17 protein-coding genes are annotated in these 24,014 nt (G+C 57.9%); 13 read left to right on the plus strand and 4 right to left on the minus strand.

Annotated features, from left to right (window positions below; all coding sequences use genetic code 11):
- Positions 1 to 4: 4 nt before the first annotated feature.
- Together dhaR and PGR23_RS21350 are read right to left on the minus strand one after the other, a co-directional pair.
- A complete protein-coding gene (gene dhaR / locus PGR23_RS21345) occupies positions 5 to 1,936 on the minus strand; it encodes a dihydroxyacetone kinase operon transcriptional regulator DhaR (protein WP_396279375.1) in 1,932 nt (643 codons plus the stop codon).
- A gap of 116 nt (positions 1,937 to 2,052) precedes the next feature.
- Positions 2,053 to 3,150 carry a glycerol dehydrogenase gene (locus PGR23_RS21350; RefSeq protein WP_007372182.1) on the minus strand — a complete coding sequence of 366 codons (1,098 nt, stop codon included), beginning with the start codon at positions 3,148 to 3,150 and terminating at the stop codon, positions 2,053 to 2,055.
- Between the two features lie 555 nt (positions 3,151 to 3,705).
- Here PGR23_RS21350 and dhaK point away from each other — a divergent pair.
- The 4 genes from dhaK to PGR23_RS21370 all read left to right on the plus strand — a co-directional run bounded on the left by dhaK (position 3,706) and on the right by PGR23_RS21370 (position 8,572).
- Positions 3,706 to 4,776, plus strand: a complete 1,071-nt coding sequence (dhaK, locus tag PGR23_RS21355) for a dihydroxyacetone kinase subunit DhaK (RefSeq protein WP_047039461.1) — start codon at positions 3,706 to 3,708, stop codon at positions 4,774 to 4,776.
- 10 nt (positions 4,777 to 4,786) lie between these two features.
- Positions 4,787 to 5,419: a dihydroxyacetone kinase subunit DhaL gene (gene dhaL / locus PGR23_RS21360; protein ID WP_007372179.1), complete on the plus strand. Its 633-nt coding sequence runs from the start codon at positions 4,787 to 4,789 to the stop codon at positions 5,417 to 5,419.
- A 10-nt stretch (positions 5,420 to 5,429) separates the two neighbouring features.
- Positions 5,430 to 6,848 carry a dihydroxyacetone kinase phosphoryl donor subunit DhaM gene (gene dhaM / locus PGR23_RS21365; RefSeq protein WP_316422699.1) on the plus strand — a complete coding sequence of 473 codons (1,419 nt, stop codon included), beginning with the start codon at positions 5,430 to 5,432 and terminating at the stop codon, positions 6,846 to 6,848.
- Between the two features lie 74 nt (positions 6,849 to 6,922).
- Positions 6,923 to 8,572: a glycerone kinase gene (locus PGR23_RS21370; protein WP_396279374.1), complete on the plus strand. Its 1,650-nt coding sequence runs from the start codon at positions 6,923 to 6,925 to the stop codon at positions 8,570 to 8,572.
- 103 nt (positions 8,573 to 8,675) lie between these two features.
- Here the strand turns inward: PGR23_RS21370 and PGR23_RS21375 are convergent, their stop codons facing one another.
- Positions 8,676 to 9,449 (minus strand): siderophore-interacting protein, encoded by a 774-nt coding sequence (locus tag PGR23_RS21375; protein WP_348876247.1) that lies wholly within the window; start codon positions 9,447 to 9,449, stop codon positions 8,676 to 8,678.
- 229 nt (positions 9,450 to 9,678) lie between these two features.
- On the opposite strand from PGR23_RS21375, the gene PGR23_RS21380 reads away from it, so the two are divergent.
- Both PGR23_RS21380 and ygjG read left to right on the plus strand, forming a co-directional pair.
- Complete coding sequence (locus PGR23_RS21380; RefSeq protein WP_015369599.1) at positions 9,679 to 10,197, plus strand: PadR family transcriptional regulator; 519 nt, start codon at positions 9,679 to 9,681, stop codon at positions 10,195 to 10,197.
- A 263-nt stretch (positions 10,198 to 10,460) separates the two neighbouring features.
- Positions 10,461 to 11,840 (plus strand): putrescine aminotransferase, encoded by a 1,380-nt coding sequence (gene ygjG / locus PGR23_RS21385; RefSeq protein ID WP_047043175.1) that lies wholly within the window; start codon positions 10,461 to 10,463, stop codon positions 11,838 to 11,840.
- A gap of 42 nt (positions 11,841 to 11,882) precedes the next feature.
- Here the strand turns inward: ygjG and PGR23_RS21390 are convergent, their stop codons facing one another.
- Entirely contained in the window at positions 11,883 to 12,215 is a 333-nt protein-coding gene (locus tag PGR23_RS21390) for a tRNA-binding protein (protein WP_047043178.1), read from the minus strand.
- 207 nt (positions 12,216 to 12,422) lie between these two features.
- Between PGR23_RS21390 and ebgR the strand changes: the two genes are divergently transcribed.
- The 7 genes from ebgR (at position 12,423) to ygjK (ending at position 23,784) form a co-directional block, all read left to right on the plus strand.
- Positions 12,423 to 13,406: a transcriptional regulator EbgR gene (gene ebgR / locus PGR23_RS21395; protein ID WP_009485173.1), complete on the plus strand. Its 984-nt coding sequence runs from the start codon at positions 12,423 to 12,425 to the stop codon at positions 13,404 to 13,406.
- 208 nt (positions 13,407 to 13,614) lie between these two features.
- Positions 13,615 to 16,707, plus strand: coding sequence for a beta-galactosidase subunit alpha (gene ebgA / locus PGR23_RS21400; protein WP_396279373.1), 3,093 nt, complete (start codon positions 13,615 to 13,617; stop codon positions 16,705 to 16,707).
- Positions 16,704 to 17,153, plus strand: a complete 450-nt coding sequence (locus tag PGR23_RS21405; protein ID WP_004900777.1) for a beta-galactosidase subunit beta — start codon at positions 16,704 to 16,706, stop codon at positions 17,151 to 17,153. The genes ebgA and PGR23_RS21405 overlap by 4 nt, the downstream gene beginning before the upstream one ends.
- Positions 17,154 to 17,247: 94 nt before the next feature.
- Positions 17,248 to 18,681, plus strand: a complete 1,434-nt coding sequence (locus PGR23_RS21410; RefSeq protein WP_047043183.1) for an amino acid permease — start codon at positions 17,248 to 17,250, stop codon at positions 18,679 to 18,681.
- 228 nt (positions 18,682 to 18,909) lie between these two features.
- A complete protein-coding gene (locus tag PGR23_RS21415; RefSeq protein WP_047065572.1) occupies positions 18,910 to 20,343 on the plus strand; it encodes an amino acid permease in 1,434 nt (477 codons plus the stop codon).
- Between the two features lie 13 nt (positions 20,344 to 20,356).
- On the plus strand, positions 20,357 to 21,415 hold the full coding sequence (gene ygjJ / locus PGR23_RS21420; RefSeq protein ID WP_396279372.1) for a protein YgjJ: 1,059 nt from the start codon (positions 20,357 to 20,359) through the stop codon (positions 21,413 to 21,415).
- A 17-nt stretch (positions 21,416 to 21,432) separates the two neighbouring features.
- Complete coding sequence (gene ygjK, locus PGR23_RS21425; RefSeq protein WP_396279371.1) at positions 21,433 to 23,784, plus strand: alpha-glucosidase; 2,352 nt, start codon at positions 21,433 to 21,435, stop codon at positions 23,782 to 23,784.
- Positions 23,785 to 24,014: the final 230 nt, after the last annotated feature.

Raw genomic sequence — 24,014 nt, forward strand, 5'->3', positions numbered from 1 at the left:
TGGCTTAACCCTTATCCTGCCCCCGGCGCTTAAACTGCCCGGCGTCGATATCGTACTGCTTCATCTTGCGCCACAGCGTGGTACGGCCAATATTCAGCAACTGCGACATCTCCTGTACCCGGCCGTTGGTCACTCGCGCCGCCTGGATAATCGCCTCTTTCTCGATGGCGCGGAAAGACAGGCTCGACGGCAGTAGCGATGAGGCCGTTTCGCTACCAGGCCGGGTAGAGAAGAGATGTTCGGGGAGATTGCTTAAGCGGATATGCCCGTTATCGCTGCTCATCGCGATATTCTCAATAATGCTATTAAGCTCAAAATCATTGCCCGGCCACGGGTAGGCGGTCAGTTGGGCCAGCGCGTCGTCATCGACCTTCAGCCGCGATGAAAAGCGTTTCTCCAGCCGACGCAGACGGCTATGCACCAGCGAAGGAATGCTGCCGCGCCGCGCCCGCAGCGGCGGAATGACTATCTCAAACGAATGCAGCGCATAGTACAGCTGGCGGCTAAAGCGGTTCTGCTCCACCAGGTTGGCGAGGTCGACGGTGGTGGTGGCGATCACTTTCACATCTACCGGAATCAGCCGTCGGGCATCAAGACGCGTCAGCACGCCCTGTTTTATCACCTGCAGCAGCGCCGACTGCAGTTCGGGGGCCAGATACTCTATTTTTTCCAGGAACAGCGTGCCGCCGTTAGCCAGTTCGAGTCGGCTGAGGCGGCCATTTTCATCGTCGGTTGGCGCGCTGCCCATAAAATCCTGTCCCAGTACGCTGTCGGCGTACAGCTGGCAGTTAACCGAAATATACGGGCCCGGCGCCCGCTCGCTTTCGTTATGGATAGCCTGGCTCAGTAATTCTTTACCCACCCCTTCCTCGCCGCACAGCAGCACCGGGAAAGCGCCGCGCGCCGCCTGGCGGCCAAAGTGGATCAGCCTGCGGGTTTCCGGGTCATCCGCCGACATCTGTTCGAAGGTATGACTCACTTTGCCTAATTGGCTGGTCATTAATTGACGCATCTGCTCCACCGGGTGGAGCAGTAAAATGAAGCTATTGCCCTGCTCCTCCACGATAGGCTTCAGGGTGATCACCCCGTCGATAAACTGATGCTGGCTCTCGAAGGTCACTTCCACATGATTAAGGCCGCGGGCCTGTTTAATCGCGCGGCGCAGCAACGCCGGCAGGGTCAGCAGTTCGTTGATATTTCGCCCCTGGCTGGCCTGGGTATCGAGATGCAGCAGCGTGGCCGCCTGCACGTTGAGAAACTGCAGCACTCCCTGCTCGTTCCACGCCATCACCCCGTCGTCCATACTTTCCAGCAGGCCATACATTTGATTAAGGTGACGGTTAGATTCCGCCAGCAGGCTGTCGGTAAGCAGCGAGTTACCCACTTCGCGGGCGATGGCCAAGGTCAGCGACAGATCCGCCGGAGCCCACTCTTCGCGCAGACAGCATAGCGAAATCGATCCAAACAGGCGGCCATGGTTATCGAACACCGGCGTCGAACTGAACGACCAGCGCCGCAGAGCCTGCTTAAAGTGCTCGTCGCCCGCGGTGTTGACCGGCTGTCCAAGCATCGAAGCCAGCGACAGCGCGCAGGTGCCGATAATGCTCTCCGCGCAGTAGCTGCCGTCGCGAAATCCCAGTTCCGCCAGCTGTTCCAGTGTCTGCGGGTTACCACAGCGGCTCAGAATGCAGGCCGACTCATCAAGGATGAACAGTGCGCAGGGGCGGTTGGCCATAAACTCCCACGCATCTTCCAGCGCCGCCTGACCGATGGTCAGCAGCGCGGTTTTGCGACGGCAGATCGATTCAAAGGTCAGCCCCTGCGCCTGATGCGGCGCCTGCCAGGTTTCCCGCTGCATAAATTTGCTGCAGCGATGCCACGACTGGCTGATAACGGCTGAAACTTCATTTTCCGCGCCCTGAGTCTGAGCTGTCATATCCCTTTTCCGCTGTAGTTAACACAGTTAAAACGACAAAACCCTCCGGCAGCGGCTGCCGGAGGGGAAAGTTCATGCCGCATTATGCTGCGGCGTCTCGGTCAGGCGAAAACGAATTAACGCGCCAGCCACTGCTGCCCAAGCAGGTCCGCGGTAAGGATGGCGGCGTAGACGCTATCCGCGGTGACCGGGAACGGCATATTGTGGATGGTTTCGCCTTCTGCGCAGGTGGCTTTCGCGACCGCGTGGATTTTGCTTTCAATACCCTCTTTCACGCCCATCTGCGCAAGGGTGATCGGCAGGCCGACTTTTTCACAGAAGCCCATCACGGTTTCGATCTCTTCCAGCGGGCTGTTTTGCAGCACCAGCTGCGCCAGGGTGCCGAAAGCGACTTTTTCGCCGTGATACAGATGGTGGCACTCTTCAAGAATGGTGAAACCGTTGTGAATCGCGTGCGCGCCGGCCAGGCCGCTGCTCTCAAAGCCAATACCGCTCAGATAGGTGTTGGCTTCGACAATGCGCTCCAGCGCATCGGTCACCACTCCAGCCTGAGCCGCCAGGCGTGCTTTTTCGCCTTCCGCCAGCAGCGTATCATAGCACAGGCGCGCCAGGCTCAAGGCCGCCGCCGTGGACTGCCCGCCCGCCATGCTGGTGGCTCGCGCATCGAAGCAGGCCTTGGCTTCAAACCAGGTGGAGAGCGCATCGCCCATCCCGGCCACCAGCAAGCGTACCGGCGCTTTGGCGATAATCGCCGTGTCCATCACCACCATATCCGGGTTTTTCGGGTAGATCAGATACTCTTCAAATTCGCCCGCCTCGGTGTAGATAACCGACAGCGCGCTGGTCGGCGCATCGGTTGAGGCAATTGTCGGGATCACCACCACCGGCAGCTTCTGGTAATAGCCGATAGCCTTAGCGGTATCGAGGGTTTTCCCGCCGCCGATACCCACCACGCCGCGGCAGCCGTGCTGCTTAAGAATAGCGATCAGGCGGTTGATTTCCGCATGGCTGCACTCGCCGTTAAACCGTTCCGCATGGCAGCTAATATTGTGGCTATGCAGGCCGTTCAATACTTTGTCGCCCGCCAGCTTCATCACGAAGTCATCGGCGATAACAAAAAAGCTGTCGGCCAGGTTTTTAGCGTATTCGCCGAACAGCATGGCGGCATCAGGTCCCTGGAGATATTTGGCTGGAGATTGAATAACTTTTAGCATTCCTTTCACCCTCAAATAAGTGCATATGTTGACACGTGAGCCCTGGCCGTCATGCCGCGGCGCCTGGTATCAATGGCGCCTACAGCCACGCTGCCGGAGCGATGCATCCACTGTAGGGCGAGCAAAAGCGAAAAAAATTTTTCCCTTTTTTGTTCTGTTCTGAAACAGATAAAAAAATAATGCGTTTCACATTGAAACGACATGACTGAGAAAGCGATGGGATTGCGATCGCGATCGGCTCATTTTGGCAAAAAAGCCGCTATCGTCCCTCCTCTTTAACGCAGAAAATCGCCTCAATGCGGCACAATGGCGAAAAAAATCATCATAGCCTCATCTCTGATAGCAGAAAAAAACGGCCACATTATTAGCGCTGGCTCGCAATTTTCCTGTTTATCGGCGAATAACGTTCCATAAAGGAACAAAAATCATTTTCTACGTTCCGTTATGGAACTCATTTTGACAGCGTTTTATTTTGCGCCCGCTCAGCCAGAATCATTACATCGCCGGGCTACCCTTATAGACAGGCGACCTCCCCTACCCTACGGAGCATAAACAATGAAAAAACTGATTAACCGTGTGGAAGATGTACTCAGCGAACAACTCGTCGGCCTGGCGAAAGCGCATCCTGAACTGACGCTGCACCAGGACCCGGTCTATGTCACCCGCGCCGATGCGCCGGTCGCCGGCAAAGTGGCGCTGCTCTCCGGCGGCGGCAGCGGACACGAACCGATGCACTGCGGCTACATCGGCCAGGGCATGCTCTCCGGCGCCTGCCCGGGGGAAATTTTCACCTCGCCGACGCCGGACAAAATGTTCGAATGCGCGATGCAGATTGACGGCGGCGAAGGCGTCCTGCTGATTATCAAAAACTATACCGGCGACATCCTGAATTTTGAGACCGCCACCGAGCTGCTGCACGAAAGCGGCGTTAAGGTCACCACCGTCGTGGTGGATGACGACGTGGCGGTAAAAGATAGCCTCTACACCGCCGGACGCCGCGGCGTCGCCAATACCGTGCTGATTGAAAAACTGGTCGGCGCCGCCGCCGAACGCGGCGACTCGCTGGAAGCCTGCGCCGAACTGGGCCGCCGTTTAAATAACCTTGGCCACTCGATTGGCATCGCGCTGGGCGCCTGCACCGTACCGGCCGCCGGACAGCCCTCCTTTACCCTGAAAGATGATGAGATGGAGTTCGGCGTCGGCATCCATGGCGAGCCGGGTATCGACCGCCGCCGCTTCAGCTCGCTCGACCAAACCGTCGATGAGATGTTCGATACCCTGCTGGAAAACGGCGCATACAGCCGCACGCTGCGCCAGTGGGATAACGTCAAGGGGGCGTGGCAGGAAGTGAAACAGAGCAAAACCGCGCTGCAAAACGGCGATCGGGTTATCGCGCTGGTCAATAACCTCGGCGCCACGCCGCTTTCCGAACTGTATGGCGTTTACAACCGCCTTGCCCAGCGCTGCGAAGCCTCCGGCATTGTGATTGAACGCAACCTCATCGGCAGCTACTGCACCTCGCTGGATATGGCAGGTTTCTCCATCACCCTGCTGAAAGCGGATGATGACACGCTGGCGTTATGGGACGCCCCGGTCCATACCCCGGCGCTGAACTGGGGAAAATAAGGAGCACGACATGTCACTGAACAGAACGCAAATCGTCGACTGGCTGTACCGCTGCGGCGACATTTTCACCAAACAGAGCGATTTTCTCACCGGCCTTGATAAAGAGATCGGCGACGCCGACCACGGCCTCAATATGCATCGCGGCTTCAGCAAAGTCGTCGAAAAGCTGCCGTCGATCGCCGATAAAGACATCGGTTTTATTCTCAAGAATACCGGGATGACGCTGCTTTCCAACGTCGGCGGCGCCAGCGGCCCGCTGTTCGGCACCTTCTTTATCCGCGCCGCCCAGGTCACCCAGGCGCATCAGAGCCTGACCCTCGACGAGCTTTATCAGATGATCCGCGAAGGCGCGGACGGCGTCGTCAACCGCGGTAAAGCGGAGCCGGGCGATAAGACGATGTGCGACGTCTGGCTGCCGGTAGTGGAATCCCTGCGTCATTCCAGCGAGCAGCATTTGTCTATCCCCGCCGCGCTGGATGCCGCCTGCGAAGTGGCCGAGCGCGCCGCCCACGCCACCATCACCATGCAGGCGCGTAAAGGCCGCGCCAGCTATCTCGGCGAGCGCAGTATCGGGCATCAGGATCCCGGCGCGACCTCGGTGCTGTTTATGGTTCAGATGCTGGCTGCCGCCGCCAAAGAGTAAGGAAATCGCGATGGTAAACCTGGTTATTGTTTCTCATAGCGCCCGGCTGGGCGAAGGTGTCGGAGAACTGGCCCGGCAGATGTTAATGAACGATGGCTGTAAGCTGGCGATCGCCGCCGGGATCGACGATCCCGACTGCCCGATCGGCACCGATCCGATTAAAGTCATGGAGGCGATTGAATCCGTCGCCGATACCGACCATGTACTGGTGATGATGGATATCGGCAGCGCCCTGCTCAGCGCCGAAACCGCCCTCGATCTGCTCGATCCGGCGATTGCGGCAAAGGTGCGGCTGTGCGCCGCGCCGCTGGTCGAAGGGACGCTGGCGGCCACCGTCAGCGCCGCCTCCGGCGCCGGGATCGACAAGGTTATCGCCGATGCCATGAACGCCCTGGAAGCCAAGCGGGTTCAGCTGGGTTTACCCTCGCACACGCCTGACGCCGCCGCCCCAACGCTTGCTGACGACGGCGACGCTAAATCGGTTTCAGTCATTATTAACAATCACAACGGCCTGCACGTGCGTCCGGCATCGAAGCTGGTCGCCGCGCTGGCGGGTTTTAACGCCGACCTGGTGCTGGAGAAAAACGGCAAATGCGTTACCCCGGACAGTCTGAATCAAATCGCTCTGCTGCAGGTGCGCCGCCACGATAAGCTGCGCCTGCTGGCCCGCGGTCCGGACGCCGATGCGGCGCTGGCGGCGTTTCAGGCGCTAGCCGCCGATAACTTCGGCGAGTCGCCGGAGGCGCAGCCGACTGCGGAACCCGCCATACCTGCGCGTGTTGAAGGCGCGGCGCTGCTTTATCCGCTGGCGCCGATCCAACCGGCGCTCCCCGCCGCCGCCGACATCGCCCGCGAGCAGCAGCGCCTGCGCCAGGCGATCGACCAGACGCTGGCCGATCTCAATGCGCTCACCGAGCTGGCGGAAAACAAATTTAACGCCGATATCGCGGCGATCTTCGCCGGTCATCACACTTTACTCGACGATGAAGATCTGTTTGATGCCGCCAACGATCGTCTGCTCACCGAACAGTGCTCGGCGGAATGGGCGTGGCATCAGGTGCTGATGGAGCTCAGCCAACAGTATCGCCAGCTGGATGACGCCTACCTGCAGGCGCGCTATATCGATATCGAAGATATTCTGCAGCGCACGCTACGCCATCTGCAGGGTATTAAGGAGACGCTGCCATTCGCCAGTGAGCCGACGATTATTATCGCCGACAATATTTATCCCTCGACCGTACTCCAACTGGATGCCAGCAAGGTCACCGGCCTGTGCCTGCGCGACGGCAGCGAACAGGCCCACGGCGCGATTATCGCCCGCGCGGCGGGGATCGCCTGGCTATGCCAGCAGGGCAACGCGCTGAATGATATTCAGCCTGGCGAAGCCATCACGCTCGATATGCTTCAGCAACGTCTTATTCGTCGCTAAATCCACTTTGACCGTTACCACTCCGGAGGCCCGCCTCCGGAGGGTGAGTTTTCGCTTACTGTTCAGGAACCACTATGTCTCAATTCTTTTTTAACCAGCGCGCCAGCCTCGTTAACGACGTGATCGAGGGAACCATTATTGCCAGCCCGTGGAACAACCTCGCCAGGCTGGAGAGCGACCCGGCGATCCGCGTGGTGGTGCGCCGCGATCTGAATAAAAACAACGTGGCGGTGATTTCCGGCGGCGGCTCCGGCCATGAACCGGCGCACGTCGGCTTTATTGGTAAAGGCATGCTGACCGCCGCGGTCTGCGGCGATCTGTTCGCCTCGCCGAGCGTCGATGCGGTACTCACCGCGATTCAGGCGGTGACCGGCGAGGCGGGCTGTCTGCTGATCGTTAAAAACTACACCGGCGATCGGCTTAACTTCGGCCTCGCGGCGGAGAAAGCGCGCCGTCTTGGCTACAACGTGGAGATGCTGATCGTCGGCGACGATATTTCGCTGCCGGATAACAAACAGCCGCGCGGTATCGCCGGGACCATTCTGGTGCATAAAGTGGCGGGCTATTTCGCCGAGCGCGGCTTCAACCTCGCCACCGTCCTGCGCGAAGCGCAATACGCCGCCAACCATACCGCCAGCATCGGGGTGGCGCTGGCCAGCTGTCACCTGCCGCAGGAAGCGGAAAGCGCGCCGCGCCATCAGCCTGGCCACGCCGAGCTGGGGATGGGCATCCACGGCGAGCCGGGAGCTTCGACGATCGCGACCCATAACAGCGCGGAAATCATGCAGATTATGGTAGAGAAGCTAACCGCCGCCCTACCTGAAACCGGCCGCCTGGCGGTGATGCTCAATAATCTCGGCGGCGTGTCGGTGGCCGAGATGGCGATTCTGACCCGCGAGCTGGCCAACACCCCACTCCATGCGCGCGTTGACTGGTTGATTGGCCCCGCTTCGCTGGTAACGGCGCTGGATATGAAAGGCTTCTCGCTGACCACTATCGTACTGGAAGAGAGCATTGAAAAGGCGCTGCTGTCGGATGTCGAAACTGCCAGTTGGCAGAAGCCGGTGCAGCCGCGGGCCGTTAATATCATGCCGTCCGCGCTCGCCAGCGCACGCGTCGCCTTTACGCCATCGGCCAACCCGCAGGTGGGCGATTACGTGGCGCAGGTGACCAGCACCCTCTCCGGCCTCGAAGCCCATCTCAACGCGCTGGACGCCAAAGTGGGCGACGGCGATACCGGCTCCACTTTCGCCGCCGGCGCGCGCGAGATTGCCGCTCTGCTGCAACGCCAGCAACTGCCGCTCAATGATTTACCCACGCTGTTCGCACTGATTGGCGAACGCCTCACGGTGGTAATGGGCGGCTCCAGCGGCGTCTTGATGTCGATTTTCTTCACCGCCACCGGACAGAAGCTGGAGCAAGGCGCCAGCATGGCGGAAGCGCTAAATGCCGGTCTGGGGCAGATGAAATTTTACGGCGGCGCCGATGAGGGAGACCGGACGATGATTGATGCCCTGCAGCCGGCGCTGGCGGCGCTGCTGTCCGAGCCGGATAACCTGCAGGCCGCTTTTGTCGCGGCGCAGGCCGGCGCGGATCGCACCTGCCAGTCGAGCAAAGCCGGCGCCGGCCGCGCCTCCTATCTCAATAGCGAGAGCCTGCTCGGCAATATGGACCCCGGCGCCCACGCGGTGGCGATGGTGTTTAAGGCGCTGGCGGAACGCTAAGCCTCACCCGGTGGCGCTGCGCTTACCGGGGCGACATAACACCATTGAAAGGTAGCCCGGAGAAGGCGCAACGCGCCGCCATCCGGGTTTACCGTTCTATCTATTATTTGCTATGCCAGTACGCCTGCGAACGCACCAGTTGCTGATCGATACTCGGCACCTCAAAGCGCGCCAGCAGCGATTTCACCACGCCGCCTTCTCCGGTCAGCCAGATAAAATAATCTTCTGACGGTACCTTAACCTGAGCCAGCCGCTCGGAGACGAACGCCGGGTTGTGGCCTACCACCCATTCGATATTAAAGCCGTCGAGATCCGCCAGATAATCTTTATACGAAGCATCCGCGATGGTGACGATGGCCGTCACCTGCGGCGTCACCGGCAGCTGACGTAATCCCAGAAGGCGGCGGCGCAGCGCCGGCATGCCCGACTCGTCACAGACATAAAGCTGCCAGGCGTAATCTTCCGGCACCACCAGCGAACCGCGCGGCCCGCCGATCACCAGCTTATCGCCGACGTTGGCTTCCAGCGCCCAGCGGCTGGCAATACCGCCATCGTGGATATAAAAATCGTAGGCCAGCTCGTGGCGTTCGGCATCGTACAGCGGCGTGTAGTCGCGGGTCGCCGGGCGCACGCCCTCGCCCCAGTTAATGCCTTCGTCGGTCACTTCCGGCGGCGTAAATACGCTGCCCGCCTGCGGGAAAAATAGTTTGGTGTGGTCGTCAAAACCTTGTGAAACAAAGCCATCCAGCGCCTCGCCCCCCAGCACGATCCGCTGGAACGCCTGGCCGATACGCTCAACGCGCAGCACGGTTAATTCGCGAAAACGTAGTTCGTTACGCACGCGCTGCGGATATTTTGCTTGTTTAATTGTGGTCATCCGTCGTCGCCTTGTTGAAGGGTAAATAGATATATCTAAACTCAGTGCAAATGATAATGATTGCCATTAGTGAAAATGGCAAGTTTTTTTTGATATAAAGCGAGAGAAAGTCACAATAAAGCCAAAAGCAAAAATAAACTCTTTCTTATCAATAAATTAAAAATAAACCGTTGTCATTTATTATTTTTTTAGATATAAATTAGATATATCAAAAATACAGGAGGCATCGATGCGACATCATCACGAAGAGGGCCACGGCGAACAGGGCCGTCGCGGCGGCGGACGCCGCCAGCGTTTCTTTGGCCACGGCGAATTGCGCCTGGTGATCCTCGATATCCTTTCGCGCAACGCCAGCCACGGCTATGAGCTGATTAAAGAGATTGAGGCGCTGACGCAGGGCAATTACAGCCCCAGCCCCGGCGTCATCTATCCGACGCTCGACCTGCTGCAGGATCAGGGATTGATTAGCGTAGAAGAGGAGAATGGGCGTAAAAAAATCGCTATCACTGAAGAGGGGCGCCGCCTGCGCGCCGAAAGCGGCGAGCTGTTAAGCCAAATTCAGACGCGCCTGCAGGAACGCATGGTCGGCTGCGAATTGCGCAAAAATCCGCAGATGAAACGCGCGCTGGAGAACTTTAAAGCGGTGCTGGACCTGAAGGTCAACCAGCAGAGCATCAGCGACGCTCAATTGAAACAGATCATCGGCGTGATTGACCGCGCGGCGATGGAAATCTCCCAGCTCGATTAACCTCTCGCACCACAATAGTTCCCAGGCTGCTCCATCACGCGGCAGCCTGCACCACCCCAATTCATACCGCTTCACACCCCAACGGCAGTTTATCTTGCAGCCTCAGGAATAAAACGTGCCAATAATTAAGTTATGAGATTAAATTTTGCACATTTGCGCCTTAACTTTGCGTTTATCCCGATTTTCATCGTCGCTGCCAGGCTGGCGTAATCCCTGCAATACTTAATTCAGTATCATGTGATACGCCCCCCCAGGAGCACATTTTGAACAGGTTACCTTCCAGCGCATCGGCTCTGGCCTGCAGCGCGCACGCACTGAATCTCATCGAGAAGCAATCGCTCTCCCATGACGAAATGAAAGCACTGAACCAGGAGGTGAGAGAATACTTTAAAGAACATGTGAACCCGGGGTTTCTGGAGTATAGAAAATCGGTCACAGCCGGCGGGGATTACGGAGCCGTAGAGTGGCAAGCGGGAGGGTTAAATACGCTTGTCGACACCCAGGGACAGGAGTTTATCGACTGCCTTGGTGGGTTTGGCATCTTCAATGTAGGGCACCGTAATCCAGTTGTGGTATCCGCCGTCGAAAATCAACTCGCGAAACAACCGCTTCACAGCCAGGAGCTGCTGGACCCGCTGCGGGCGATGCTGGCGAAAACGCTGGCGGCCCTAACGCCCGGCAAGCTCAAATACAGTTTCTTCTGCAATAGCGGCACGGAATCGGTGGAAGCGGCGCTGAAGCTGGCAAAAGCCTATCAGTCTCCGCGCGGCAAATTTACCTTCGTCGCCACCAGCGGCGCATTCCACGGTAAATCGCTCGGCGCGCTGTCGGCCACCGCGAAATCGACCTTCCGTAAACCGTTTATGCCGCTGCTGCCGGGCTTCCGCCACGTGCCGTTCGGCGATATCAACGCCATGCGTTCCATTCTGAGCGAATGCAAGAAAACCGGTGATGACGTCGCGGCGGTGATCCTTGAGCCTATCCAGGGCGAAGGCGGCGTGATCCTGCCGCCGGCGGGTTACTTACCGGCGGTCCGTAAACTGTGCGACGAGTTTGGCGCGTTGCTGATCCTCGACGAAGTACAGACCGGCATGGGCCGCACCGGCAAGATGTTCGCCTGCGAGCATGAAAACGTGCAGCCGGATATTCTATGTCTGGCTAAAGCGCTCGGCGGCGGCGTAATGCCGATCGGCGCGACGGTGGCGACGGAAGAGGTCTTCTCGGTGCTGTTCGATAACCCATTCCTGCACACCACCACCTTCGGCGGCAACCCGCTGGCCTGCGCGGCGGCGCTGGCGACGATCAACGTCTTGCTCTCGCAGAACCTGCCGGCGCAGGCGGAGCAAAAAGGCGATCTGTTGTTGGACGGCTTCCGTCAACTGGCGCGCGAATATCCGGATCTGGTGAATGAAGTCCGTGGGAAAGGCATGCTGATGGCCATTGAGTTTGTCGATAACGAGATTGGCTATAACTTTGCCAGCGAGATGTTCAGACAGCGGGTGCTGGTCGCCGGGACGTTAAACAACGCCAAGACGATCCGCGTTGAACCGCCGCTGACGCTCACCCTCGAACAGTGCGAACAGGTGCTGAAGGCGGCGCGCAAGGCGCTGGCGGCACTGCGCGTTTCGGTCGAAGAGACATAATTCACACCCGACCCTCTCCCGCTGGGAGAGGGTATTTTCGCGTTATACCACCCGCACGCCTGCCGGCATGGCGCGCTCCGGCGTCAACAGCACGCTTTCGCTTTCATCCTCGGTTTCCGCGCATAACAGCATGCACTCAGAAGTTTCACCACGCATTTTGGCTTTCGCCAGATTACACAGCACCACCACCGTTTTCCCCAGCAGCTCCTCTTCGCTGTAGTAGGGCACCAGGCTGGTGACCGTCTGCAGCGTGCGGTCGCCGACATCAATCCGCGCAATGTACAGTTTGTCAGCATTGTCATGGCGCTTCACCTCGACAATCTTGCCGACGCGCATCTCCAGTTTGGCAAAATCAGCGTAAGCTACGGTATCCATCTCTCACCTCCAGTAAATTTTTACTAAAAGATAGCAAGTTTTTGCCGTTCGTCTGCATAATGCTGAGAATAATGCTACTTCTGTCACGCTATCGCCGGGGAAAACAGCCCTCGCGCGCAGGCGTTTTTTACTGAAATAAGGTGCAGGACGCGACGCTTGCTTTACAATGGATGAGCAAACATGGGCAACGTCCGATAAAGGAAAAAGATGGCAACGCTAAAAGACATTGCGACCGAAGCGGGTGTTTCGCTGGCGACGGTTTCCCGGGTGTTAAACGACGATCCCACCCTGAACGTGAAAGAAGAGACCAAGCATCGCATTCTCGAGATTGCGGAGAAGCTGGAGTATAAAAGCAGCAGCGCGCGTAAAACGCAGGTCCTACCCGTCGGCCACCATCATATCCTGGCGCTGTACAGCTACCAGCAAGAGCTGGAAATTAACGACCCTTACTATCTCGCCATTCGCCACGGTATTGAAACCCAGTGTGAAAAGCTGGCCATCGAGCTCACCAACTGCTATCTCAATAACACCCTGCCCGAGCTGAAAAAGGTCACCGGCGTATTGATTATCGGCCAGCCGACGCGCGAGCTGCGCGAAACCGCCAGCGCGCTGACCGACAATATCTGCTTTATTGATTTCCACGAAGCCGGCAGCCCGTACGATGCGGTGGATATCGACCTGGTACGTATCGCTAAAGAGGTGGTCGACTTCTTTATCCAGCAGGGCGCGTCGCGTATTGGATTTATCGGCGGCCAGGACCAGCCCGGCAAGGCCGATATTCGCGAAGTGGCGTTTGTGGAGTACGGCCAGTTGAAGGGCGTGGTTTCAGCCGATGATATCTGGCGCGGCGGTTTTTCCAGCTCGTCCGGTTATGAGCTGGCGAAGCAGATGCTGGCGCAAGCGGAATTTCCGCGGGCGCTGTTTGTCGCCTCGGACTCCATCGCCATTGGCGTGCTGCGCGCCATTCACGAACGCGGGCTGGCGATCCCGGAAGATATTTCGCTGATTAGCGTCAACGATATCCCCACCGCGCGCTTTACCTTCCCGCCGCTGTCGACGGTGCGGATCCACTCCGAAATGATGGGTAGTCAGGGGGTGAACCTGCTGATCGAGAAGGCCCGCGATGGCCGCGCCCTGCCGCTTAACGTTTTTGTTCCCAGCGTGTTGAAGCTGCGCGGCACCACCCGTTAATCCAACCCCATCCCGGCGGCGCTCCGCTTAGCCGGGCTACCGGTCCTGGCCGGAACGCCATTCTGTAGGCCGGGTAAGGCGCAGCCGCCACCCGGCATAAAGTGGCTCATTTTGTGATCAAGTTAAAGTAAATCATCCCTGGCGATTTTATTTAGTAAAAGTTTTACTAAAATGAGTTTTATCTTATTAAGCCGTTCAGGGAGGCGATATGAATCGCTGGGAAAACCTTCAACTCACTCATGAAAACAGGCTGCCGCCGCGGGCGTATTTCTTCTCTTACGACTCACTGGCCCAGGCGCGGACCTTCGCCCGCGAAACCAGCAGCCGCTTCCTGTCCCTCAGCGGGCAGTGGAACTTCCGCTTTTTCACCAACCCGCTGCTGGTACCGGAGAGCTTTACCTCATGCTATCAGAACGAGTGGGGGCCGATTACCGTACCGGGTATGTGGCAGATGGAAGGCCACGGCCAGCTGCAGTACACCGACGAAGGTTTCCCCTTCCCCATCGACGTGCCCTATGTCCCGACCGATAACCCGACCGGCGCCTACCAGCGCCTGTTCACCCTCGGCGACGGCTGGCAGGGCAAGCAAACCATCATCAAATTCGATGGCGTCGAAACCTATTTCGAAGTCTACGTTAACGGCCAGTACATCGGCTTTAGCAAAGGCAGCCGCCTGACCGCCGAGTTCGATATCAGCGCGGCGGTGAAAACTGGCGACAACCTGCTGTGCGTGCGCGTGATGCAGTGGGCGGATTCCACCTATATTGAAGATCAGGACATGTGGTGGTCGGCGGGCATTTTCCGCGACGTCTATCTGGTGGGGAAAAATCCGCTGCACGTGCAGGATTTCACCGTGCGCACCGATTTTAACGATGACTACATCGACGCGACCCTCTCCTGCCAGCTGACGCTGGAAAACCTGGCTCCGCAGACGGCGGCGGCGACGCTGGAATATACCCTGTTCGACGGCGAAAAAGCGCTTTATTCGGGCAACGTCGGTCAACTGCAGGTCAGCCAGCAGCTGAACACCGGCTTCACGATTGATGTGAGCGCGCCGCAGCAGTGGTCGGCGGAAAGCCCGTATCTTTATCATCTGGTGCTGACGTTAAAGAACGCCGCCGGCGAGGTGCTGGAAATCATCCCGCAGCGCGTCGGTTTCCGCGATATTAAAGTGCGTGACGGCCTGTTCTATATCAATAACCGCTACGTGATGCTGCACGGCGTAAACCGCCACGATAACGATCATCAGAAAGGCCGCGCGGTCGGCATGGATCGCGTGGAAAAAGATCTGCTGCTGATGAAGCAGCACAACATCAACTCGGTGCGCACCGCCCACTACCCGAACGACCCGCGTTTCTATGAAATGTGCGATATCTACGGACTGTTCGTGATGGCGGAAACCGACGTGGAGTCCCACGGTTTCGCCAACGTCGGCAACCTCAGCGCCATCACCGACGATCCGGCCTGGGAACACATCTACGTTGAGCGCATCGTGCGCCACGTGCACGCGCAGAAAAACCATCCGTCGATCGTCATCTGGTCGCTGGGTAACGAATCCGGTTATGGCTGCAACATCCGCGCCATGTACCACGCCACCAAAGCGCTGGATGATACCCGACTGGTGCACTACGAAGAGGATCGCGACGCCGAGGTGGTGGATATCATCTCCACGATGTACACCCGCGTGCCGCTGATGAACGAATTTGGCGAGCATCCGCATGAAAAACCACGCATTATCTGTGAGTACGCCCATGCGATGGGCAACGGTCCCGGCGGATTAACCGAATACCAGAACGTCTTCTACCAGCACGACTGCATCCAGGGCCACTACGTGTGGGAATGGTGCGACCACGGGATTCAGGCCAGCGACGATAACGGCGCGGTGTGGTACAAATTCGGCGGCGATTACGGCGACTACCCGAACAACTACAACTTCTGCCTTGATGGGCTGATTTTCTCCGACCAGACGCCGGGGCCGGGCCTGCGCGAATACAAACAGGTCATCGCCCCGGTAAAAGTGCAGGCGCGGGATATCTGCCGCGGCGAACTGCGGGTGGAAAACAAACTGTGGTTCTCCACTCTCGATGACTACACCCTGCGCGTTGAAGTGCGCGCCGAAGGCGAAACGCTCTCCAGTCAGCTGCTGAAAGTGAAAGACCTGGCGCCGAACAGCGGCCGCGACCTGCAAATCGCCCTGCCGCAGCTCGACGAGCGTGAGGCTTTCGTCAACATCATGGTGACCAAAGATTCGCGCACCCCGTATAGCGAAGCCAATCACGATATCGCCGTCTATCAGTTCCCGCTTAAAGCGCGAACCGCCGCGCGAACGCCGCTGTTAAACGCCAGCGCCACGCCGCTGCAGATTGTCGATGAACGCCTCAGCTACACCATCTGCGGCCATAACTTCCGCGTGGTGTTCAGCAAGGTCAGCGGCAAACTGAGCGAATGGCAGGTCAACGGCGTCGACCAGGTAACCCGCGAGCCGAAGATTAACTTCTTCAAACCAATGATTGATAACCATAAACAGGAATACGAAGGACTGTGGCAGCCGGCCCACCTGCAGATAATGCAGGAGCATCTGCGCGAATTCAGCGCTGAAATAGAGGGCGAAACGGTGGTGATCACCACCCGCAGCGTGATTGCGCCGCCGGTGTTCGACTTCGGTATGCGTTGTACCTATCGCTGGCAGATTACCCCACAGGGCCACATCAACGTTGAGCTGGCCGGCGAGCGCTACGGCGACTATCCACACATCGTCCCGTGCATCGGCTTTATGCTGGGCATTAACGGTGAGTTCGACCAGGTGAACTACTATGGCCGCGGGCCGGGCGAGAACTACGCCGACAGCCAGCAAAGCAACATCATTGATATCTGGCATACCACCGTCGACGATATGTTCGTCAATTATCCGTTCCCGCAGAACAACGGTAATCGTCAGCACGTGCGCTGGGCATCGTTCAGCGACCGCCACGGCAGCGGTCTGCTGGTCGTTCCGCGCAATCCGCTCAACGTCAGCGCCTGGCATTATACGGCAGAAAATCTGCACGCCGCCCAGCACTGCAACGAACTGCAGCGCAGCGATGACATCACCCTGAATATCGATGCGCAACTGCTCGGTCTCGGCTCCAACTCCTGGGGCAGCGAAGTGCTGGATAGCTGGCGCGTCTGGCTCAACACCTTCAACTATGGCTTTACGCTGCTGCCGCTGGAGGGCGGATGCGGCACCTCGCAGGTACTGGCGAACCATAGCTTCGGCGCCGGTTTCTTTTCCCCCGTTGCACACAGCGAGGCTGAACAATGAGAATTCTCGATAATTTAGAACAGTTTAAGCAGGTTTATCATAGCGGCCGCAAATGGCAGCGCTGCGTGGAAGCCATCAATAACATCGACAACATCCGCCCGGGTGTGGCGCATTCCATTGGTGATTCGCTCTCCTATCGGGTGGAAACCGATAGTACGACCGATGCGCTATTTGTCGGCAACCGCCGCTACTTTGAGGTGCACTATTACCTGCAGGGGCAGCAGAAAATCGAGTTTGCCGCCAAAGAAAATCTGCAAACCGTCGCCTGCTACCGCGACGAAACCGATCGCGAATACCTGAAAGGGATCGGTGAAACGGTGAAGGTTCACGAAGGGCAGATGGTGATTTGCGATATCGACGAAGCCTACCGCTTTATCTGCGATGCGCCGGTAAAAAAAGTGGTGCTGCGAGTCACGGTTGAAGACGGATACTTCCTCAATAAGTAAACCCGCGTTAAGCGACAAGGGAGGTCAACGGGTACGCCCGTTGGCCTTTCGGTTCCAGCCCGCTGCGGCGGGTAGATGAATGATTGGAGGACGTATGTCCGAATCTGTACGTGCCAAAATCGGCAAGTTCGCGCTGCTATCGATGGCCTTTACCGCCGTCTTTAACGTGCGAAATATCGTCAATAATAACATTGAGTTAGGCCTCAGTTCCGCGCCTATCTTCTTATTCGCCACTATCGTTTACTTTATCCCGTTCGTGTTTATCATCGCCGAATTCGTCTCGGCCAACAAACACTCCGAATCCGGGATGTACGCGTGGCTGAAGCAGCCGCTGGGCACCCGCGCCGCCTATCTTGGTTCCTTCCTCTACTGGTTTGTGAACCTGTTCTTTTTCCTCTCGCTGTTGCCGAACGTGGTGGCCTACGCCTCGTATGCGATCACCGGTTACGCGATCCCCTTCTCGCCGATGGTGACCTCGCTTATCTCCATCGTGCTGTTCGCCATGGCTACCCATATATCCACCAAAGGGGCGACCTGGCTGGGTAAAATTTCCGAATGCGTAGCCTACGGCGTGTTCGCTTTGTTCGCGATTTACGTCGTCGGCGCGCTGACCGCGCTGGGTTCCGGTCACGTCCCGGCGCAGCCGATTACCCTGGCGGCGATGGAGCCGACCATCAACTGGGCGACGCTCGGTATCATGTGCTGGATTTTCCAGGCCGCGGGCGGCGCGGAAACCGTTGCCGCCTACCTCAACGACACCAAGGGCGGGCAGAAATCCTTTATTAAAGTCATCATCACCGCCGGGGTGCTGATTGGCGGTATGTACGCCTTAGGTTCGCTGCTGGTTAACGTCTTTGTCGCCCGTGAAAACCTGACCTACGCCGGCGGAATGGTGGAAATCTTTACCGGTCTCGGTGCCTACTTCCACATTTCTGAAGCGCTGATGGGCCGCTTCGTCGGCATCATCCTGTTTATCGCTATCTTCGGCAGCATGATGATGTGGACCGCCGCGCCGGTCAAAATCCACTTCTCGGAAATCCCGAAGGGTATCTACGGCCAAAAAACCACCGAGCTGAACGCCCACGGCGTGCCGGTACGCGCCGCCTGGTGGCAGTTCCTGTTCGTTTTCCTGATGTTGATTGTTAACGGCTTCGGCTCCGCCAGCGTGCAGCAGATGATGAACACCGCCATTAATCTCACCGCCGGCACCGCCATGCTGCCGCCGCTGTTCATCATGGCCGCCTACTTCGTCTTCCGCTGGAAACACGATGACACGCCGCGCGATTTCCGTATGGGCTCAAGAAAAGTGGGCATGAGCGTGGTCACCATGTTGATGGTTATTTTCGTCATCAGCATGACTGCTTCGGCTTTCCCGCCGGGCGTCGATCTGGTTAACGCTTTCTTTATCAACGTCTTTATGACCGCAGTCTTCTCCGGCCTGGCGTGGTGGTGGATCACCCGCTTTGAAAAAAAGCAGCAACGTCTGCGCGCCGCGGCGCCGGTTAACGCTGCCGCCGCCGGTAAATAACGTTCCTGTCGTCCCGTCAGCCCCTCGTCGGCTGGCGGGATTTTTTTAACCCCGCCTGATTACGTATTACTCAACCTTTTTCGTGATCGAGTTAAAGCTATTCGTTTTCTTTACTTCTATTTACTAAAACTTTTACTAAAATCAACATTAATTCTTAACTACCTCTACCCTACAAACAACACAACCCCCTTCAGCGACCCTCTGAAGGACAATGTGTGGAGATGTGTTATGTCTGATACTAAACGTAATACCATCGGCAAGTTCGGCCTGCTATCGCTGACCTTTGCCGCCGTTTACAGTTTCAATAACGTCATCAACAACAATATCGAACTGGGGCTGGCGTCGGCGCCGATGTTCTTCCTCGCCACCCTGTTCTACTTCATTCCGTTTTGCCTGATTATCGCCGAGTTCGTGTCGCTGAATAAAAACTCCGAGGCCGGGGTTTACGCCTGGGTGAAGAGTTCGCTCGGCGGCCGTTGGGCGTTTATCACCGCCTATACCTACTGGTTCGTAAACCTGTTTTTCTTCACCTCGCTGCTGCCGCGCGTGATCGCCTATGCCTCTTACGCCTTCCTCGGCTACGAATACATTCTGACGCCGTTCGCCACCACCGTGTTGAGCATGGCGCTGTTCGCTTTCTCCACCTGGATCTCCACCAACGGCGCGAAAATGCTGGGGCCTATCACCTCCGTCACCTCATCGCTGATGCTGCTGCTGACGCTCTCTTATATTCTGCTGGCCGGTACCGCGCTGGTGGGTGGCGTGCAGCCAGCGGATCCGATCACCGTCGAGGCGATGATCCCTAACTTCAACTGGGCGTTCCTCGGTATTACCACGTGGATCTTTATGGCGGCGGGCGGCGCGGAATCGGTGGCGGTGTACGTCAACGATGTGAAAGGCGGCTCGAAATCCTTCGTTAAAGTGATCATCCTCGCCGGGATCTTCATCGGCGTGCTGTACTCGATCTCCTCCGTGCTGATCAACGTCTTCGTCAGCAGCAAAGAGCTGAAGTTTACCGGCGGATCGGTGCAGGTGTTCCACGGCCTGGCGGCTTACTTTGGCCTGCCGGAAATGCTGATGAACCGCTTCGTCGGCCTCGTTTCGTTTACCGCGATGTTTGGCTCGCTGCTGATGTGGACCGCCACCCCGGTTAAAATTTTCTTCTCGGAAATTCCCTCCGGCATCTTTGGTAAAAAAACCGTCGAGCTCAATGAGAACGGCGTCCCGGCGCGCGCGGCCTGGATCCAGTATCTGATCGTCATTCCGCTGATGATCATCCCGACGTTGGGATCAAACACCGTGCAGGATCTGATGAACACCATCATCAACATGACCGCCGCCGCTTCAATGCTGCCGCCGCTGTTCATCATGCTGGCCTACCTCAACCTGCGACGCAAACTCGACCATCTGCCGCGCGATTTCCGCATGGGCTCGCGTACCACCGGCATCGTGGTGGTATCCATGCTGATTGTGATTTTCGCCATCGGCTTCGTCGCCTCAACCTTCCCAACCGGCGGCAACATCCTGACCATTATTTTCTACAACGTTGGCGGGATTGTGATTTTCCTTGGCTTCGCGTGGTGGAAATACAGCAGATACGTCAAAGGATTAACCCAGGAACAACAACAAATAGAAGCGGCTCCGGCTTCCCATACCTCTTAAAAACCTTAAAAAAATGAAAACTCACACTTACTTATACGGGGCACTCGTTGCCCTGGCTTTTTGCGCCCCTGCGGCGGCCGCTGAGGCCGTCCATCCGGCCGAGCACGACGATACCAAAACGCCGGAATTAACCACCACCTCCTATCGCTTTTACGGCGAATTGGGGGTTGGCGGATACATGGATTTAGAAGGCGAGGACAAACATAAATACAGCGATGGCACCTATATCGAGGGCGGGCTGGAAGTCAAAAACGGCCACTGGTTCGGGCTGATTTATGGCGAAGCCTGGACGGTACAGGCCGATAGCCAGGGCAATGCCTGGACGCCCGGCCACAGCTGGGGCGGCGTGGAAGGCGGCCTTAACCGCCTCTATGGCGGCTATAAAACCGATAACAACACCGAGATCATGCTCAGCCTGCGCCAGGACTCGTCGCTGGACGACCTGCAGTGGTGGGGCGACTTTACCCCCGATCTGGGTTATGTGATCCCCAATACCCGCGACATCATGTACGCGCTGAAGGTACAAAACCGCATCGGCGATTTCCGCTATAGCGTCACCGCCACGCCGGCCGGTCATCACGATGAAAGCAAGGCCTGGCTTCACTTCGGCAAATATGATCGCTATGACGATAAGTACACCTATCCGGCGATGATCAACGGCTACGTGCAGTACGACATCGTCAAAGATGTCACCTGGATGAACGGCCTTGAAGTGACCGACGGCACCGGACAGCTATTCCTGACCGGCGTTCTGTCGCCCAATCTGGCCTTCCGCGCCTGGCATCATACCGGTCGCGCCAAAGGGCTGGATGTTCCCGGCAGTGAAACCGGCTTTATGGCCAGCGCCATGTATGAAGCATTAAGCGGGCTCTACTTCTCCACCGCATACAGCTACGCCAAACACCGCCCGGACCACGCCGCTGATGAAACCACCGCGTTTATGCAATTTGGCATCTGGTACGAATACGGCGGCGGGCGTTTCGCCACCGCCGCCGACAGCCGTTTCTATACCAGCAACGCCAGCGGCGACCCGAGCGACAAAATTTTCCTGATGCAATACTTCTACTGGTAACAAGGAGCCGAGATACCATGAACCTCACCACTACGCTGACGCCGCTGGCCTGCGCGCTGATTCTGAGTTTTTCCGCCCACGCCGTCACCGCGCAGGCGTTTAAAAACGTCATCGATCGTAGCGGCGCGCCGCAGTATATGCAGGATTTCGACGCCGATGACCACCAGCGCTTCAACCCCTTTTTCGACCTCGGGGCGTGGCACGGCCACCTGCTGCCCGACGGCCCGGCGACCATGGGCGGTTTCCCCGGACCGGCGCTGCTGACCGAAGAGTACATCAACTTTATGGCCACCAACTTCGATCGCCTGACGGTGTATCAGAACGGCAAAAAGGTCGATTTCACCCTGCAGGCCTGGAGCCTGCCCGGCGCACTGAAACAAACGCTGACCGCCCCCGGCGTGAAGGTGGAGATGACGCTGCGCTTCGCCAGCGCCCATACCTCGCTAGTGGAGACCAAAATCACCAGCAACACTCCACTGAAGCTGGTATGGGATGGCGAATTACTGGAAAAACTGGCCGCCAAAGAGGGTAAAGCGCTATCGGGCAAAACCATTGATGAAGCCTTCCCGGACTATCAGCGCCGTCTGAACGCCACGCCCGACGGCCTGACGGTCAGCTTTGGTAAAGTTCGCGCCGCCTCTGACCTGATGACTTCCGGCGAATCGCAGTATCAGATCCACCGTTCGCTGGCAACCGAGACCCGTATCGACGGTCACCGCTTCACCAGCAGCGCGGAGATCCGCGGCTCCACCACCCTCTACACCACTTATTCGCACCTGCTCACCGCGGAGCAAGCGCGGCGGGAAAAAGCGCAGATCCGCGATATTCTGGCGCGCCCGGCTTACTATCTCACCGCCTCCGAACAGCGCTGGGACGGCTATCTGCAAAAAGGGCTCAGCAATCCAGACGCTACCGCTGAACAGACCCGCGTGGCGGTGAAAGCCATTGAGACGCTCAACGGCAACTGGCGCGCGCCGGGCGGCGCGGTGCATTACCACACCGTCACCCCATCCGTGACCGGCCGCTGGTTCTCCGGCAACCAGACCTGGCCGTGGGATACCTGGAAACAGGCCTACGCCATGGCCCACTTCAACCCGGATATCGCCAAAGAGAATATCCGCGCCGTCTTCTCCTGGCAGATTAAAGCCAATGATAAGGTGCGCCCGCAGGATGCCGGATTTGTGCCCGATCTGATTGCCTGGAACCTGAGCCCCGAGCGCGGCGGCGATGGCGGCAACTGGAACGAACGCAACACCAAGCCAAGCCTCGCGGCCTGGTCGGTGATGGAGGTGTATAACGTCACCAAAGATAAAGCATGGCTGGAAGAGATGTATCCGAAGCTGGTGGCCTATCACGACTGGTGGCTACGCAACCGCGACCATAACGGTAACGGCGTGCCGGAATATGGCGCGACCCGCGATAAGGCGCACAACACCACCGACGGCGCCATGCTGTTCACGGTGAAAAAAGGGCAAACCGAGCAGACGCTTTCCGGCCTTAGCGCCTACGAGCAGGTGACGGCCAAAAGCGATTACGACAGCCTCGAAATCCCGGCGCAGGTAGCGGCATCGTGGGAATCCGGGCGCGACGATGCGGCGGTATTTGGTTTTATCGATAAAGAACAGCTGGATAAATACGTCGCCAACGGCGGCAAACGCAGCGACTGGACGGTGAAATTCGCCGAAAACCGCGACCGCAACGGCAACCTACTGGGGTATTCGCTGCTTCAGGAGTCGGTCGATCAGGCCAGCTATATGTACAGCGATAACCACTATCTGGCGCAGATGGCGACCATTCTTGGCAAAGCGGAAGAGGCAAAGCGCTATCAGGCGCTGGCGGCGAAGCTGGCGGATTATATCAATACCTGCATGTTCGACCCGCAGACCCGCTTCTATTACGACATTCGTATCGAGGAACAACCGCTGGCCAACGGCTGCGCCGGTAAACCGATCGTCGAGCGCGGCAAAGGGCCGGAAGGCTGGTCGCCGCTGTTTAACGGCGCAGCGACGCAGCAACATGCTGACGATGTGGTTTCGGTGATGCTCGACCCGAAAGAGTTCAACACCTTTGTGCCGCTGGGTACCGCCGCGCTGACCAACCCGGCCTTTGGCGCCGATATTTACTGGCGCGGACGAGTGTGGGTGGATCAGTTCTGGTTCGGCCTGAAGGGAATGGAGCGCTACGGTCATCGCGATGAGGCGCTGAAGCTGGCGGACGCCTTCTTCCAGCACGCCAAAGGCTTAACCGCCGATGGCCCTATTCAGGAGAACTACAATCCGCTGACCGGCGCCCAGCAGGGAGCGCCCAACTTCTCGTGGAGCGCGGCGCATTTATATATGTTGTATAACGAGTTTTTCCGTAAGCAGTAATTCCCCTCACCCTAACCCTCTCCCCACAGGGGAGAGGGAACCGTCCGATGCCGTTTTTATTCACTGCCCCGGCCCGCTTTTCTCCCTCTCCCACTGGAGAGAGGGAACCGTCCGATGCCGTTTTTATTCACTGCTCCGGCCCGCTTTTCTCCCTCTCCCACTGGAGAGAGGGAACCGTCCGATGCCGTTTTTATTCACTGCTCCGGCCCGCTTTTCTCCCTCTCCCACTG

Source organism: Klebsiella sp. 141162, assembly GCF_050600755.1.
Classification (GTDB): domain Bacteria; phylum Pseudomonadota; class Gammaproteobacteria; order Enterobacterales; family Enterobacteriaceae; genus Klebsiella; species Klebsiella aerogenes.

Coding starts and splice junctions, on each gene's coding strand:
- dhaR (WP_396279375.1), bottom strand. CDS start 1,936: ATGACAGCTCAGACTCAGGGCGCGGAAAATGAAGTTTCAGCCGTTATC.
- ygjK (WP_396279371.1), top strand. CDS start 21,433: ATGAACCTCACCACTACGCTGACGCCGCTGGCCTGCGCGCTGATTCTG.
- PGR23_RS21375 (WP_348876247.1), bottom strand. CDS start 9,449: ATGACCACAATTAAACAAGCAAAATATCCGCAGCGCGTGCGTAACGAA.
- dhaK (WP_047039461.1), top strand. CDS start 3,706: ATGAAAAAACTGATTAACCGTGTGGAAGATGTACTCAGCGAACAACTC.
- PGR23_RS21390 (WP_047043178.1), bottom strand. CDS start 12,215: ATGGATACCGTAGCTTACGCTGATTTTGCCAAACTGGAGATGCGCGTC.
- PGR23_RS21380 (WP_015369599.1), top strand. CDS start 9,679: ATGCGACATCATCACGAAGAGGGCCACGGCGAACAGGGCCGTCGCGGC.
- dhaL (WP_007372179.1), top strand. CDS start 4,787: ATGTCACTGAACAGAACGCAAATCGTCGACTGGCTGTACCGCTGCGGC.
- PGR23_RS21370 (WP_396279374.1), top strand. CDS start 6,923: ATGTCTCAATTCTTTTTTAACCAGCGCGCCAGCCTCGTTAACGACGTG.
- PGR23_RS21350 (WP_007372182.1), bottom strand. CDS start 3,150: ATGCTAAAAGTTATTCAATCTCCAGCCAAATATCTCCAGGGACCTGAT.
- ebgA (WP_396279373.1), top strand. CDS start 13,615: ATGAATCGCTGGGAAAACCTTCAACTCACTCATGAAAACAGGCTGCCG.
- PGR23_RS21410 (WP_047043183.1), top strand. CDS start 17,248: ATGTCCGAATCTGTACGTGCCAAAATCGGCAAGTTCGCGCTGCTATCG.
- ygjJ (WP_396279372.1), top strand. CDS start 20,357: ATGAAAACTCACACTTACTTATACGGGGCACTCGTTGCCCTGGCTTTT.
- dhaM (WP_316422699.1), top strand. CDS start 5,430: ATGGTAAACCTGGTTATTGTTTCTCATAGCGCCCGGCTGGGCGAAGGT.
- ebgR (WP_009485173.1), top strand. CDS start 12,423: ATGGCAACGCTAAAAGACATTGCGACCGAAGCGGGTGTTTCGCTGGCG.
- PGR23_RS21415 (WP_047065572.1), top strand. CDS start 18,910: ATGTCTGATACTAAACGTAATACCATCGGCAAGTTCGGCCTGCTATCG.
- PGR23_RS21405 (WP_004900777.1), top strand. CDS start 16,704: ATGAGAATTCTCGATAATTTAGAACAGTTTAAGCAGGTTTATCATAGC.